The organism is Aestuariimicrobium ganziense (assembly GCF_015352975.1).
Taxonomy (GTDB): Bacteria; Actinomycetota; Actinomycetes; order Propionibacteriales; family Propionibacteriaceae; genus Aestuariimicrobium; species Aestuariimicrobium ganziense.
The window spans coordinates 165,419-179,335 of sequence record NZ_JACYIZ010000002.1; the positions used below are offsets into that span (position 1 = coordinate 165,419).

Sequence of the window (13,917 nt, forward strand, 5' to 3'; positions counted from 1 at the left end):
CACGGCATGGACCTCACCCCGCACCTGGGCCCGTGGCAGCAGCTTCGTGACGGCGTGTACCGCGCGGTCGCCGAACCTGCCACCGTCAACGTCGGCCTGGTCGTCGGAACCGATGGCGTCCTGTTGATCGACACCGGGTCGACGCCCGCCCAAGGACGTGCGATCGCTGAGTCGGCCGCCGAGCTCACTGGTCGTCCGATCAGCCACGTGATCATCACCCACGACCACTGGGACCACTACTGGGGACTGTCCGGCGTGCTCGAGGTCTGTCCCGACGCAGTGGTGATCGCCCACGAGTCGGTCGCTCCCCCGCTCAGTGACGATGCCCGCGCCACGATGATGGCCGGGCACCTCGGCGTCGACGTGTCGCAGGTGGCCGTGCCGAACACCCCGATCGCGTTGGCCCGAGGGGTCAACCTGGGGGGCCTGCGGGTCGAGGCTGTGCACCTGGGTGCGGCCCACACCGCCGGTGACCTGATCGTCGTGGTGCAGGAGGCGCGCGTGGCGTTCGCCGGTGACCTGTACGAGACCGCCGGCCCACCCTGCTTCGGGCCTGACTCGACCGTGGGCAACTGGCCCAACGCCCTCGACGGGGCGCTGGCCGGCGCGAAGGAGGAGACGCTGGTCGTCCCCGGGCACGGTGACCCGACCGGGCCGATGACCGCGTTCCAGCAGCGGGCCGAGATCTCAATGATCTTCGGTGCCGCCGAACGACTGGTCGCCCGTGGCGTGCGCCTGGACGATGCGCTTGCCGCCCTGGACCAGCCGGTGGACGAGTCCGGGCAGCCGGTCGAGGCGGCCTTGGAGTGGGAGTGGCCGTTCGACACCGACACCATCAAGGACGCCCTGCCCCTGGCCTACGCCGAACTCAAGTCGAAGGGCATGGAGCCGCGTCGTCAGCTGCCGCTGGTCTGAACCTCAGCCCCGATCCGCGGCCCAACTGGCCCGGACGAACTCCGCCAGTTCAGGGGTGGCCGCAGCAATCAGCCCCTGCCCGCTCGAGGAGGCACCGTAGCGGCCACCCTCGAGCATCAGCACCTCGCCGCCGAGTTCACGCAGCATCAGCGCGCCGGGCAGGTGGTCCCACGGCTTGAGGTTCCAGTAACACAGGAAGTCGACCCCACCAGTGGCCAGCCACGGGTAGTCGACACCGCAACACCAGCGCGACTTGCCGATCGGTTCGATCCGTCCCCCGAAGTCCTGACCGAGCAGGTGGCGCCGGGACGACGCACCGCGTGGCACCTGCGGCCGAGTCGCCGGCCCGAGCGGCTCGCCGTCCAGCAGGACTCCGGCCCCACGCTCGACGACGAAGGAGTGCTGGTGCTGGGGCTGCCAGATCCAGGCCCGCACCACCTCGCCGCGGACGAGTTCGGTGAGCATCATGGCGTGGTCGGGGCTGCCGTTGGTGAAGTTGCGCGTGCCGTCGACCGGGTCGACGGTGAAGGCGTGCTCGGCACGGGCCAGTTCGGTGACCAACGCGGGCTGGTCGAAGCTGGCCTCCTCCCCCACGACCAGGGCGCCCGGAGTCATCCGCAGCAGTTCGGCGGTGAGCACCTGTTCGGCCTCACGGTCGGCCACGGTGACCAGGTCGCCGGGCTGCTTCTCGTCCACGTCATGGCTGGCCAGCCGACCGAACCGCGGCTCGACCACCTCGGCCGAGACCCGGACGAGCAGGTCGAGCACACCTTGGGTGGTGACGGCCATCAGGGCTCCAGGGTGTCGAGGTGATCGGCGGTGACGAAGTCGATCAACTTCTCGACCTCGGTGACCAGGCGGCCGTCGAGGTCGCGCCAGGACTTCACCCGGGCGAGCATGGCCTGCCAGGCCCGGGCGATGTCGGCCTGGTCGGCGTGCGGCAACTGGAGTCGCTTCAGCGTGCCCTTCTTGAAATCCTCGTCCATCGGCACACTCGGCCATGCCTTGATGCCCAGCACGCCGGGCCGGATCGCCTGCCAGATGTCGATGTAGTCGTGGCCAGTGATGAACACGTGGTCACCGAAGCCCGAGCGAGCCACCTGGGCAGCGATCCGGGACTCCTTCGAGCCAGCCACCAGGTGGTCGACAAGCACGCCGAGACGTCGTCCGGTCTCGGGGCGGAAGTCGGCGACGATGCCGGGCAGGTCGTCGATGCCACCCAGGTACTCGACCACCACCCCGACGTGGCGCAGGTCGTCGCCCCAGATCTTCTCGACCAGTTCGGCGTCGTGGCGTCCCTCGACGAAGATCCGGCTGGGCAGCGCCACCTTCGCCGGGGTGGGGGCGCTGCTCGTCCTCGAACCGGACGCGGTGGTCGTCGACCTCGCCGCACCCTGGCGGGCGGGGATCCGGACGCTCACCGGTTGGCCGTCGAGCCAGAAGCCCGGCCCGACCGGGAAGCCGCGGCGCTTGCCCTTGCGGTCCTCGAGCAGGACGATGCCGTTCTCCCAGCCGACCACCGCGCCGACGAAGCCGCTGGAGGGGTCCTCGAGGACGAGGTCGCGCTCGAGCGCCACGTCACGGCTGGTCGGCTTGCCGCGCTGCTGCCAGCCCGGGCCGAGCACATCTGCTGAGTAGCGATCCACCCGGTCGAGAGTACGCGGTCGTGTCGCCCGGGGGCGGCAGGGAAATCGAGTGTCACCAGCCGGGGTCCACGCCCTAGGCTCAGCTGTTGATGAGTACTCCCACCTCTGTCGCCCCGGCCGTGCCGGGCGTCGACTCCCCCACCCAGCACGACACCGTCGACCGCACCGTCACCTGGCGCCGCGCCATCACCCCGGTGAACACGGTGGCGCTGGTCGTGCTGCTGATCGGTTCGGTGGCGGCGGTGATCGGCAACGTGTTCGCCGGCCAGATCGCCGAGTCGCCGTCGTGGGACCTGGTGCGCTGGCTCGCGCTGGCCATGGTCGGTGGGTCAGTGCTCGACATGACCGGTCGCTACCTGTGGTTCGGTGAGATCGACCGGGTCGAGGGCGGGCTGCGCCGCGACCTGCTCAGCGCTGCCCTCAACCAGCCCTTGGCCCAACTGGGTGAGCAGGCCGTCGGTGAGGTGCTCGACCGGGTCGATGACGACACCCGCGAAGTCGGCAACCTGATGCGCTGGCAGTCGTGGATGGTGCTGCGGGCGGTCTTCGGTGCGGTGCCGATGTGGATCATCGCCGGCCTGACCTGGTGGCCGGCGTGGTTCATGTTCCCGGTCTTCGCGGTGATCACCTGGCTGGGCATGCGCTCGTTGCTCGAGCCGATCCGGCAGCGCAAGATCGTCGAAGAGGTGGCCTGGACCGACCACGCCGCCGCCCTCGAGGAGGGCATCGCCGGTCGCGACGACCTGCGCACCAGCCTGGGGCAGTCGTTCGCGATCCGCCGGCTCGCCCAGTTGTCAGCCGACGTGCACCGCAAGTTCAAGGCCGTGCTCGAACTCGAACGCAAGATCCTGCTGCGCGGCATCCTGCTGCTCAATGGGCTGCTGGTGGCGGTCGCCGTGGTCGGTGTGCTGATGGCCACCCGGGGCCAGACCTCGGTCGCCCAGTTGGTGACCCTGTTCCTGATCACCGCCCAGTTCGTCGGCGTGGTCGGGTTCGTGGCCGAACAGATGCCCGACATCCAGGCCGGCCTGGGTGCGGTCACCCGGTTGCGCCAGATGCTGGCCCTCGATCCCGAGCCGATCGGCGGCAAGAGGCTCGAGGACGATCGCGTCGACCTGCGCTTCGAGCACCTGCACTTCGCCTACGACGAGGGCACCTTTGCCCTGCAGGACGTGCACCTGACCGTGCCTGCGGGCCAGACCCTGGCGCTGGTCGGTCGTTCCGGATCGGGCAAGTCGACGCTGGCGTCGCTGATCTCTCGCGCGGTCGAACCGCCGCCAGGCTCGGTGTTCCTGGGTGACGTCGACGTGCGTGACCTCGACCTGCAGTCGTTGCGACGCCAGGTCGGTGTGGTCACCCAACGCACCGAGATCCTGGCCGGGTCGCTGGCCGACAACATCACCCTGTTCGCCGAGCTGCCCCGCACCCGGGTCGAGCAGGTCGTGGACGAACTCGGCCTCACCGACTGGGTGGCCGGGCTCGACGACGGCCTCGACACCGTGCTCGGCCCCGGCGGCACGACGCTGTCGGCCGGCGAGGAGCAGTTGGTGGCCTTTGCCCGGCTGCTGATCCGTGACGTGCACGTGGTCGTGCTGGACGAGGCCACCGCTCGGATGGACCCGTTGACCGAGGCGCGCGTGGTGGCGGCCTCTGACCGGTTGCTGCGCGGCCGCACTGGAGTGCTGGTGGCCCACCGGTTGTCGACCATCGGCCGCGCCGACCTGGTCGCGGTGATGTCGCACGGGCAGGTCGTCCAGTTCGGACCGCGGCGCACCCTGGCCCGCACCGAGGGCGCCTACCGCGAGTTGCTGCGTTCGGCGAGCGCTGAAGAGATCGCCGGTGTCGCCGACGTCAACCCGGCTGAGCCCGCCCCCGAGCGAGCCTCGGCTGAGGCGGTCGGATCGGTCAGGCGCAGGCGCGAGGTGCTGCAGCGCTCCGAGACCGGCACCGGACCGTCGCTGGCCAAGGGCATGATCTCGGTGCTCAAGGTGCGCCCAGGCTGGGGCCTGTTCGCGGTGTTGCTGTTCCTCGGCGTCTCGCTGACGGGTGCCGCTGGTGCGCTGACCGGCTTCGCGTGGGGCCACGCGGTCGACGCGGTGGCCAAGGGCGAACGTCCGTGGTGGTGGGTGGCCGCGGTGGTGGTGTCGGTGCTCGCCGCTCCCCTGATGCTGGCTGAGGCGATCGCCCGCTACCCGCGGTGGTGGGTGGAAGTGCTGCTGCGGGTTCGGCTGTCGGTGCTGGTCGGCCAGACCGCCCAGCGGCGCCTGGAGAAGGTGCCCGCCGGCGAGGTCGTCGCACGCGCCATGGACGCCGACCGTTACGCCCGCTACGCCGACCGCTGGGTCGACTTCATCAACGGCCTGATCGTGGTGCTCGTCACCACCATCGCGGCCTCGAACCCGCTGGCCGGCTTGGTCATGTTCGCAGTGATCGTGGCTGCCACCACCACAGCGACCATTGGTCGTCCGATCGCCGGACGTACCGCGACCAAGGCCTCGGCGATGCGCGCCACCTTCGGACGCACGTTGGTGTCGGCCCTGGAGTCGGCCCGCACGGTCAAGTTGGCCGGACGCACACCTGAGGTGCACCGCTACCTGCTCAAGGTCGACTCCGGACGCGTCGACGCCGCGGTGCGAGAGCACCACGTGCAGGCCGTGCTCGACTCGGTGCCGGTGGTGATGATCAAGATCGCCGTGGTCTTCGTCTGGGCCGCCGTCGTCGAGGGCTGGTGGGGTCTGGCGACTGCGTTGCTGGTGGTCAATGCCCTCAACGGCTTCGAGTGGTTCGGACGCGTCGCCGGTTCGGTGGTCACCGAGGCGCCCGGCACCAAGTCGTGGCAGCAGGCCACCAGCCGGATGGCCGGCGGTGTCGACATGATGACGCTGCCACCGGGTGTCGACCTCGAGACCGGACAGGCGCCTGCCGCACCCGAGGTGCGCAAGGTGCCGCTGCAACAGTTGGTCGCACGCGGGGTGACCGCGGTGCACGAGGACGGCACGGTCGGTGTGGAGGACGTCTCGCTCACCGTCGACCGTGGCGAGTTGGTGCTGCTGCTGGGCCAGGTGGGGTCGGGCAAGTCGAGCCTGCTGCGCACCTTGGCCGGGCTGATCGACTACGAGGGCGAGGTGTTGTGGAACGGCGAGGTGGTCAGTGACGCCGAGTTGTTCATGCGCCCCGGACAGGTCGCCTACGTGGCCCAGGTGCCGCGGGTGATGTCGGGCAGCTTCGCCGACAACGTGCAGTTGGGCTTCACACGCGCCTTCGACGCCCCGGTGTCTGATGCGCGGCTGCAGGTTGACGTGGACGACGCGGGTGGCCCTGCCGCCATGGTCGGGCACCGCGGGGTGCGGTTGTCGGGTGGTCAGGTGCAGCGGCTGGCGCTGGCCCGGGCACTGGCGGCCGAGGCTGAACTGCTGCTGGCCGACGACGTGTCGAGTGCTCTTGACGCCAAGACCGAGATCGAACTGTGGGACGCGCTGCGCAAGCGCAACGCCACCGTGGTGGGCGCCACCTCGAAGAGGGCAGCCCTGGCCCAGGCCGACCGGGTGATCGTGCTGGTCGACGGCCGGGTCGTGGCGCAGGGCACGTGGGACGAGCTGTCGTCCGACTGGTCGCACCTGGCCGGCTGACGACATGCCTGCCTATCCGATGCGAACCGAACGGCTCGTCCTGCGTCCACTGCGTGACGACGACATCGAGGTGATCATCGCCTACCGCAACGACCCCGAGGTCGCTGCACTGCAGGACTGGGACCTGCCGGTCACCCGGGAACGGGTGGAGTCTCATGTCGCCCGACAGTCGGACTGGACCGACATCGAACCCGGCGAGCCACGTCAGATCGGGATCGAACTCGACGGTGAGCTGGTCGGTGACCTGTACGTGGCCCTCGACGAGCACGGCGGCGTCGCCGAGATCGGCTTCACCCTGCGCACCGAGCACCAGGGCAAGGGCTACGCCCACGAGGCCGCGTCGGCCGTGGTCGAGGACCTGGTCGAGCGCCTCGGCTGCCACCGCATCTTCGCCCAACTCTCTCCCGAGAACGAGCGGTCGAAGCGTCTACTGCAGCGACTCGGGATGCACGTGGAGTCACTGGCGCCGAAGTCGTACTGGTGCCGCAGCGCTTGGGACGACAACCTGGTCTGCGCGATGAGTGCGGACGAGTGGCGCGCCCGCCAGGTCAGCGATCCGGATCAGCAGCGATCGGCACCCTGACCCGGGCGGCCCCGCTCGGCGTGACCATGTAGACCAGACCGAGCGGACTCGTCCACAGGTAGTGACCGGGCAGCGGCTGCTGGACGTGCCACAACCGTGCCGTCTTGGCGCAGTGCTGGCGACGCCCCAGCGGACCCAGACCGGCGGGCCGGGTGGCTCCAGCAGTGCAGGAGCGCCACGGCACGGTGTGGTCGAGGTCGAGGTGGGCTGAGCGGAAGGAGCTGCCCGGGAACGCCGCGAAGAGGTCACGCTGCAGCACGGCATCGCGGGTGAGCGCCGGGATCTCGTAGCGGTCGACGCTGGGCACCTGGTTGAGATCGACAGTGGGCACGATCGTGACCCGAGCCTCTCCCCCGAGCTGCTCGACCAACGTCTCGAACGACATGGGCCCGTGGCCCTCGACACGGGCGACTCCCCGCACCTCCTCGGCGGTGGCCTGCGACACGTGCACCACCAACCGCACCCGAGGCAGCAGCTTGTTGGCAGGCACGGTGACCTGGCCACAGGTGTGGCCGGCGCAACGGATGCCCTGTGGGTCGAGCGTTGGAGGGTCGAGCGGTGGGAGGTCGGGCGGTGGTGGATCGGGGTCGAGGGCGTCGTCGGCCCACCACCACGCCGGTCGCCACACCTGGGCGCCGGACTCACGGACCTGCCGAGCTGCATCGTCGGCGTCGAACGGGTCGATCGGGCGCTCAGGGGGTGCGAGGTCATCCGGTGCTTCGGGCGCGGGCAGGTCTGTCGGTGCCGGCATGGCGTCGGGCCGGGCCGGCGTGAGCTCCATCTGGCGGACCAGATCGGCCAGACCGGCAACCAACTCGGGATCGATCGCGGCCAGGGCTTCGTCATCAAGCGCCGGCTGCAGGGCCCGCTGCTGCAGGGCCAGCGCCCGGGCGGGACTGGCGAGCACCCCCACGGCCTTGGCACGCAGTACCTGCTTCGAGCCGCAGGCGCCCTGCTGTCGCAGGATGTCGGCGATCCGGTCGGCCATGGCATCGAACTGGTGGGCGTCGAGCACATCGAGCCGAGCCGCCAAGCCAGCGGCACCATCGGGCAGCACCCGCACGCTGACGAAGCGATCCTGCGCTGCCTGTTCGGCGCGACGTGAGGCGCCATCGGGGTCAGCATCGATCACCAGAGCCTCGGCCAGGGTGAGTTGGCGTCCTGACGGCAGCCGCCCGGCCAACCGGGCGAACCGCTGGTCGAACCACTCGGCCTGGGCAGCCGTGAGCACGCGGGTCTGGTCGGCCACCTTGCGGGCCACCCAGACCATGATTCGACCCTGCTGGCACAACGACCAGGTCTTCGGCAGCCGGTGGACGAGCTCCAGGGCTTGGCGCATCTGGTGGTCAGCATGACCCTCGTGCACGTTGAGGAAGGCGCCCAGCTCGAGCCCTGCGTAGCTCGACACCAGCGGTGCCCCGTCGCCGGCCAGTGCCACGAGCCGTTCGTCGACCACCGAGAGCACGGGCCGATGGGCCGCACCGCTGGCGCGGTAGGTGGCTGCGAATGCGGCCACCAGCTCCACCTCCTCGACCTCGGCGGCATGCACCGCCGCCCGTGCGGTGGTGACACCGTCGAGCAGCGCGAGGCTGTCGCGCTGGGCCGGCGTCAGTGCCGGGTTCGAGGTGTCGAGCATGCCTCGATTCTATCGATCCCTTGTTCGATAGGCAATGGTTGATTGACCCCCGTGGACAAGTGATGATGCTTGTCACAACGCTGTTGCGGGGTCAGGAACTGTACACGTGCCAGACGTCGTCACCGCTGAATCCGCAGGCTCGACAGAGCCTCTCAGGGCCGACGTCCTCGACTCGTCCCGAGACCGTCGCGAACCCGGCTCCCGCCTCCTTCGCCCGTGCCAGCGCGGCGCACACCAGGGCGCGGCCGACTCCTCGTCCGCGCTGTGAGGTGAGCACCTGCACCCACTCGAGCGCCACCTCCCCGACCGCGGCATCGAACTCGGCGATCACCGACCCCACCAGGCCGCCGGCGGGGTCGACGGCGCCGATCCACAACTGCGGCGCAGCCACCTGACGAGTCCGCCACCGGCCCACCTCGTCGGCGTCGACAGCCATGTCGTCGTAGGAGGCAGCGATCTGGGCGACGATCGCCGGCTCGGGATCGCCCACGCGGCAGCCGTCGGCAGCGTGCACCACCCACACACCGTCAGGCACCGGCCACCGGCCACGCGGTCTTCCACCAGGCGGTGGCTGCGCTTCGTCCGGGGTCAGCCCGATACTGCTCGATGGTGACCATCAGTCCAACAGGTCGCGGATGACGGCATCGGCGAGCAACCGTCCCCGAAGGGTGAGCACCAGGCGGTCGTCGCTCACCACGGCCAGACCCCGGTCCGCCGGGTCACCGACTCGCTCCCGCTCGGTCTCGGTGAGCACCGACAGCGGCAGCCCGTCGGCCAACCGGAGTTCGAGCAGCACCCGTTCGACCCGGCGCTGCTCGTCGTCCAGCACCTCGCGCCCGGCGCCGGGCGTTCGCCCCTCGGCGAGCGCTGCGCCGTAGCGACGGGGATGCTTGTGGTTCCACCACCGCACTCCGCCCACGTGGGAGTGGGCACCAGGGCCGAAGCCCCACCAGTGGTGGCCCTGCCAGTAGGCCAGGTTGTGTCGAGAGCGGTGCGGGTGGCCATCGCGGGGACGGGCCCAGTTGCTCACCTCGTAGTTGACGAACCCTGCGTCGGTCAGCACCTGCTCGGTCAGCAGGTACTTGTCGGCGTGGTCGTCGTCGCTGGGCCAGACCACCTCACCGCGTCGGATCCGCGCCGCCAGCCGTGTTCCCTCCTCGACGATCAGCGAGTAGCACGACAGGTGATCGGGCTCGACCGAGAGCGCCTGGTCGAGAGAGGCCCGCCAGTCGTCGATCGACTCCCCCGGCGTCCCCATGATCAGGTCGAGCGAGATGTCGTCGAAGCCGGCTGTTCGTGCCTGGTCGACGACCTCGAGTGCTCGTCCCGGCGTGTGCTTGCGGTCGAGCACGGCCAGCACGTGGGGACGAGCCGACTGCATACCCAGGCTGAGCCGGTTCACCCCCACCTCGAGCAGACCGTCGAGCAGTGCCGGCGTGGTCGACTCGGGGTTCGCCTCGGTGGTCACCTCGGCGTCACCGGCGAGCCCGAAGGACGAGCGCAGGTGGTCGAGCAGTTCACCGAACTGGGCCGCGGTGAGCAGCGACGGCGTGCCACCACCGACGAAGACCGTCGACAGTGTCAGGGCCTCGTCCCCCAGCACCCGCGCGGCCAGGTCGATCTCTCGATGGGTGGCGACCAGGTGGTCGTCGATGGTCAGCCCGCCGAGTTCGGAGGGGGTGTAGGTGTTGAAGTCGCAGTAGCCGCACCGGCTGGTGCAGAACGGCACGTGCAGGTACGCCGACAGCGCAACGCTGCCCACGCCGTCGAGCGCAGCCAGGGGCAGACTCCCGTCGTCCGGGACCGCCTCGCCGTCAGGTTGCGCACCAGCCATGGCGTCCAGACTAGGTGCAGTGGTGGCGGGTGATTCCCGGCAGTCCTATGGTGTGCCCATGAATCTCTCACGTCGTCATCTCTTCGCCGCCGCTGGCGGCATCGCCGCGGCTGCCACCGTCAGCGCCTGCGGCGACAACTCCGGCGGGGTCGGCACCACGACCTCCCCCACCGCGGCGACCTCGGGCAGCGCCACCGGGGCCAGCAGCCAGGCCTCCAACGTCACCCTGCAGCAGTGGTACCACGAGTACGGCGAGGCGGGCGTGAAGGAGGCCGTCGAGAAGTACGCGGCCGAGTACACCGATGCCAAGGTGACCGTCACCTGGAACCCCGGCGACTACGGCAAGAAGCTCTCGGCGGCGCTGCTGACCAACGACTTCCCCGATGTCTTCGAGGTTGAGCAGGGTGGCTCGCTCGACATGATCCAGGCCGGCCAGCTGGCCGAGCTGAACGACATCTTCGACCCGGTCAAGGACCAGTTCAACCCGGCCGTGGTCAAGCGCTTCACCTACGACGGCAAGATCTACGGCATTCCGCAGGTCGTCGACATGCAGCTGCTCTACTACCGCAAGAGCGCCCTGGAGAAGGCCGGCAAGCAGCCCCCGAAGACCTTCGCCGAACTGGTCGACGTCGCCAACGCGGTCGCCACCGGTGACATGGGCGGCTTCTTCGCCGGCAACGACGGTGGTCTGGGCGTGCTCGGCACCATGTTCATCTGGGCTTCGGGCCACGAGCAGTTGGACGAGGGCCGCACCAAGGGGGCCTTCCTCACCCCCGAGTTCTACGACGCGGTCAAGGCCTACGCCGACTTCTACAAGAACGGCAAGGGCCTGCTGAAGTCAGCCTCCAAGGAGTGGTACGACGGCACCCCGTTCGCCGACGGCGAGACCGCGATGCAGTGGGGTGGCCTGTGGTCGGTCACCGACATCAAGGCCAAGCTGGGCGACGACTTCGGCGTGCTCCCCTTCCCGGCGATGGGAGCCAAGGGACGCCCGGCGGTGCCGTTCGGTGCCTTCGGGGCCTGCGTGGCCGCCAAGGGCAAGAACGTCGAGGCCGCCAAGGCCTTCGTCAAGTGGCTGTGGATCGACCAGGAGGAGAAGCAGATCGACTTCGCCGACTCCTACGGCACCCACATCCCCAGCAAGACCGCGCTGGTTCCCAAGGCCACCAAGCTGGCCGACGGTGCCGGTGCCGACGCGGCGAAGTTCGTCGCCGAGAGCGGCTTCACCAACGACATCATGTGGTCGGGTGCGCTCGGCGAGGCCTACGGCGCCGCGCTGTCGAACGCGATCACCAAGGGCGTCGACCCGGCCGAGGCCTTCAAGGGCTTCGCCGACAAGGTGGCCGCTGAGCTCAAGCGCCTCAAGGGCTGAGCCAGCACGCCATGAGCCAGGGCTCCGCGACCGTGCGGGGGACGAGCGCCTCGTCCCCCGCCGGTCGCACGCCCTCACTGTGGCGCCGAATGCGCGGACCGCAGGGACGCAACCTGTGGTACGCCGCGTTCGCGGCCCCGTTCATCATCGGCCTGCTGGTCTTCGTCTACATCCCGATCGGCTGGAGCACCTACCTCAGCTTCTTCGAGGCGCGGGCGACGATTCGTCCCACCAAGTTCGTCGGGCTCGACAACTACACCTACCTGCTGAGTGACCCGATCTTCCGCAGTTCGCTGGTCACCTTCATGATCTTCGCGCTGTTCATCGTGCCGGTGACCTACGTGTGCTCGCTGGGGCTCGCGCTGCTGCTCAACGGGGTGCGCTGGGGCCAGGCCTTCTTCCGCTCGGTGTTCTTCATCCCGACGGCGGTCTCGTACGTGGTCGCCGCGATGGTGTGGCGGCTGTCGTTCTTCAACGGCGCCCGGTTCGGCCTGGCCAACTCGATGCTTCGCCAGTTCGGCGGTGAGAACAAGGCCTGGCTGCTGGGCGGCGACAACTACTGGTACTGGTTCGTGGTCATCTCGCTGCGGCTGTGGCTGCAGGTCGGCTTCTACATGATCCTGATCATCGCCGGGCTCAACCGGATCCCGTTCGAGACCTACGAGGCGGCCGCGATCGACGGGGCCACCGGCTGGAAGCGGCTGCTGTACGTCACCCTGCCGCAGTTGCGCACCACCACCGTCGCGGTGCTGATGCTGCTGCTGATCGGCGCATTCCAGGCCTTCGACGAGTTCCTCAACCTGTTCGGCGGCATCGGCACCTACCCCAACTTCGCCCGGCCGCCGCTGGTTCACCTGTACCTGATCAGCCTGGGTGGCAGCCAGCAGGACCTCGGCCTGGGTGGTGCGGGCACGATCATCGTCACCGGCCTGATCGTGCTGTTCGGGCTGGCGCAGACCTGGCTGGTCAACCGCAGTGAACGCAAGGAGCGCCGATGAGCATGGTGCAGTCCAAGCGTGACCGCGGCCTGATCGGGCTGCGGTACGTGGTGCTGGTCGTCCTCGCGGTCTTCTTCCTGCTGCCGTTCTACGTCATCGTCCGAAACGCCTTCAGCGACAACTCCACGATCGTCGCGGCGCGCTGGCAGTGGATTCCCGAGAAGTTCGACTTCTCGGTGCTGCAGCGGCTGTTCGCCGACGAGCAACTGGGCATCCTCAAGGCGCTGGGCAACTCGGCGGTGGTCTCGGTGCTGCAGACCTCGCTGACCGTGTTCGTGGCGCTGCTCGCCGGCTACGCCCTGTCGCGGCTCGACAACGTGGTCGGCAAGATCCTCACCAGCCTGACGCTGTTCACGCTGATGGTGCCGGCCGCAGTGACCTTCCTGCCCACCTTCGTGATGACCGCCCAGTTCGGCTGGATCGACTCGATCCGCGGCCTGGTCATCCCGGTGATGTTCTCGGCCTTCGCCACCTACCTGTTCCGCCAAACCTTCCTCAACTTCCCGCGCGAACTCGAGGAGGCCGCCGCGATCGACGGCGCCAACCCGTGGACGACCTTCTGGCGAGTCGTGGTGCCCAACTCGATGGGCATCATCGGTGCCGTCGGCACGATCACCTTCATCGGGTCGTGGAACGCGTTCCTGTGGCCACTGCTGATCAGCCGCAGCCAGACCCCCACCATTCAGATCGTGCTCAGCCAGTTCATGACCTCACAAGGGGTGAAGTACCCCGAACTGTTCGCGGGTGCGCTGGTGGCGATCGTGCCCGTGGTGCTGGTCTTCCTGTTCCTGCAGCGCTTCCTGGTGCAGGGGGTCGAGACCTCGGGCATCAAGTGAGCGCGCTCAGCTGCTCGGGTCGACGCCCAACTGCTGGCGCAGACGGTCGATGACGGCCTCCTCGGAGTCACTGGTGCCCTGAGCAGCATCAGCCACCCGCACGGCGGCGTAGAGCAGCGCGGCGTCGAAGGCGGCGGTCTGGTCCGGCAGTTTGCGGGCCACCACCTCGCGGGCGGCCTCGATGACCGCTTCGAGGTCTTCTGGCGGCTCCCCCCAAGCCACGGACGACGGGCTGTCGCCCAAGGCATCGCGCAGCGCGACCGGGAGCGCCTCGAAGGCGTCGGAGCCGGTGCTCACCTCGCGCAGTCCTCCGGCCAGGCCGGAGTCGCCAGCCGCACCGAGGGCGGCGAGCAGTCCGAAGACACCGGTGCGCACGACGGCGAGGTCGTCCTTGGACAGTTCAACGCAGGGGGTGGACTCGTCCATGGACCCCAGCGTAGGGCCCATCACCACCCTCGCGCCCAGATC

12 protein-coding genes are annotated in these 13,917 nt (G+C 69.2%); 6 read left to right on the top strand and 6 right to left on the bottom strand.

Translation table 11 applies throughout. From position 1 onward, the window contains the following. Positions 1 to 6: 6 nt before the first annotated feature. Positions 7 to 915, top strand: a complete 909-nt coding sequence (locus tag IE660_RS04440) for an MBL fold metallo-hydrolase (RefSeq protein ID WP_203567139.1) — start codon at positions 7 to 9, stop codon at positions 913 to 915. Positions 916 to 918: 3 nt separating this feature from the next. On the opposite strand, the gene IE660_RS04445 is transcribed toward IE660_RS04440, so the two are convergent. Both IE660_RS04445 and IE660_RS04450 read right to left on the bottom strand, forming a co-directional pair. Next, on the bottom strand, positions 919 to 1,704 hold the full coding sequence (locus IE660_RS04445; RefSeq protein ID WP_203567140.1) for an inositol monophosphatase family protein: 786 nt from the start codon (positions 1,702 to 1,704) through the stop codon (positions 919 to 921). Beyond that, positions 1,704 to 2,561 (bottom strand): DUF3097 domain-containing protein, encoded by an 858-nt coding sequence (locus IE660_RS04450; protein ID WP_203567141.1) that lies wholly within the window; start codon positions 2,559 to 2,561, stop codon positions 1,704 to 1,706. Before IE660_RS04450 ends, IE660_RS04445 begins: the two co-directional genes overlap by 1 nt. Before the next feature lie 89 nt (positions 2,562 to 2,650). Between IE660_RS04450 and IE660_RS04455 the strand changes: the two genes are divergently transcribed. Then, positions 2,651 to 6,190 (top strand): ATP-binding cassette domain-containing protein, encoded by a 3,540-nt coding sequence (locus IE660_RS04455; protein WP_203567142.1) that lies wholly within the window; start codon positions 2,651 to 2,653, stop codon positions 6,188 to 6,190. Between the two features lie 4 nt (positions 6,191 to 6,194). Next, the gene (locus IE660_RS04460) at positions 6,195 to 6,773 is read left to right on the top strand and encodes a GNAT family N-acetyltransferase (protein WP_203567143.1); all 579 of its coding nucleotides are present in this window, start codon (positions 6,195 to 6,197) and stop codon (positions 6,771 to 6,773) included. Here IE660_RS04460 and IE660_RS04465 read toward each other — a convergent pair. The 3 genes from IE660_RS04465 to hemW all read right to left on the bottom strand — a co-directional run bounded on the left by IE660_RS04465 (position 6,739) and on the right by hemW (position 10,243). Beyond that, entirely contained in the window at positions 6,739 to 8,409 is a 1,671-nt protein-coding gene (locus IE660_RS04465) for a DUF222 domain-containing protein (protein ID WP_203567144.1), read from the bottom strand. The two genes, IE660_RS04460 and IE660_RS04465, sit on opposite strands and share 35 nt — an antisense overlap. Positions 8,410 to 8,500: 91 nt before the next feature. Beyond that, complete coding sequence (locus tag IE660_RS04470) at positions 8,501 to 8,926, bottom strand: GNAT family N-acetyltransferase (protein ID WP_203567145.1); 426 nt, start codon at positions 8,924 to 8,926, stop codon at positions 8,501 to 8,503. 99 nt (positions 8,927 to 9,025) lie between these two features. Beyond that, entirely contained in the window at positions 9,026 to 10,243 is a 1,218-nt protein-coding gene (gene hemW, locus IE660_RS04475; RefSeq protein ID WP_203567146.1) for a radical SAM family heme chaperone HemW, read from the bottom strand. A gap of 58 nt (positions 10,244 to 10,301) precedes the next feature. Between hemW and IE660_RS04480 the strand changes: the two genes are divergently transcribed. Genes IE660_RS04480 through IE660_RS04490 form a run of 3 tightly spaced genes read left to right on the top strand, consistent with a single transcriptional unit; the run spans position 10,302 to position 13,449 of the window. Further along, a complete protein-coding gene (locus IE660_RS04480) occupies positions 10,302 to 11,615 on the top strand; it encodes an ABC transporter substrate-binding protein (RefSeq protein ID WP_203567147.1) in 1,314 nt (437 codons plus the stop codon). Between the two features lie 11 nt (positions 11,616 to 11,626). Then, positions 11,627 to 12,613 (top strand): carbohydrate ABC transporter permease, encoded by a 987-nt coding sequence (locus tag IE660_RS04485; protein ID WP_407928993.1) that lies wholly within the window; start codon positions 11,627 to 11,629, stop codon positions 12,611 to 12,613. Continuing rightward, positions 12,610 to 13,449, top strand: coding sequence for a carbohydrate ABC transporter permease (locus IE660_RS04490; RefSeq protein WP_235997027.1), 840 nt, complete (start codon positions 12,610 to 12,612; stop codon positions 13,447 to 13,449). The genes IE660_RS04485 and IE660_RS04490 overlap by 4 nt, the downstream gene beginning before the upstream one ends. Before the next feature lie 6 nt (positions 13,450 to 13,455). Here IE660_RS04490 and IE660_RS04495 read toward each other — a convergent pair whose 3' ends face one another. Continuing rightward, complete coding sequence (locus IE660_RS04495) at positions 13,456 to 13,875, bottom strand: hypothetical protein (RefSeq protein ID WP_203567148.1); 420 nt, start codon at positions 13,873 to 13,875, stop codon at positions 13,456 to 13,458. Positions 13,876 to 13,917 lie beyond the last annotated feature (42 nt).

Excerpts from the sequence above, each read along its gene's own strand:
- IE660_RS04440 (WP_203567139.1), top strand. The coding sequence starts at position 7 with ATGGACCTCACCCCGCACCTGGGCCCGTGGCAGCAGCTTCGTGACGGC.
- IE660_RS04445 (WP_203567140.1), bottom strand. The coding sequence starts at position 1,704 with ATGGCCGTCACCACCCAAGGTGTGCTCGACCTGCTCGTCCGGGTCTCG.
- IE660_RS04455 (WP_203567142.1), top strand. The coding sequence starts at position 2,651 with ATGAGTACTCCCACCTCTGTCGCCCCGGCCGTGCCGGGCGTCGACTCC.
- IE660_RS04460 (WP_203567143.1), top strand. The coding sequence starts at position 6,195 with ATGCCTGCCTATCCGATGCGAACCGAACGGCTCGTCCTGCGTCCACTG.
- IE660_RS04465 (WP_203567144.1), bottom strand. The coding sequence starts at position 8,409 with ATGCTCGACACCTCGAACCCGGCACTGACGCCGGCCCAGCGCGACAGC.
- hemW (WP_203567146.1), bottom strand. The coding sequence starts at position 10,243 with ATGGCTGGTGCGCAACCTGACGGCGAGGCGGTCCCGGACGACGGGAGT.
- IE660_RS04480 (WP_203567147.1), top strand. The coding sequence starts at position 10,302 with ATGAATCTCTCACGTCGTCATCTCTTCGCCGCCGCTGGCGGCATCGCC.
- IE660_RS04485 (WP_407928993.1), top strand. The coding sequence starts at position 11,627 with ATGAGCCAGGGCTCCGCGACCGTGCGGGGGACGAGCGCCTCGTCCCCC.
- IE660_RS04490 (WP_235997027.1), top strand. The coding sequence starts at position 12,610 with ATGAGCATGGTGCAGTCCAAGCGTGACCGCGGCCTGATCGGGCTGCGG.
- IE660_RS04495 (WP_203567148.1), bottom strand. The coding sequence starts at position 13,875 with ATGGACGAGTCCACCCCCTGCGTTGAACTGTCCAAGGACGACCTCGCC.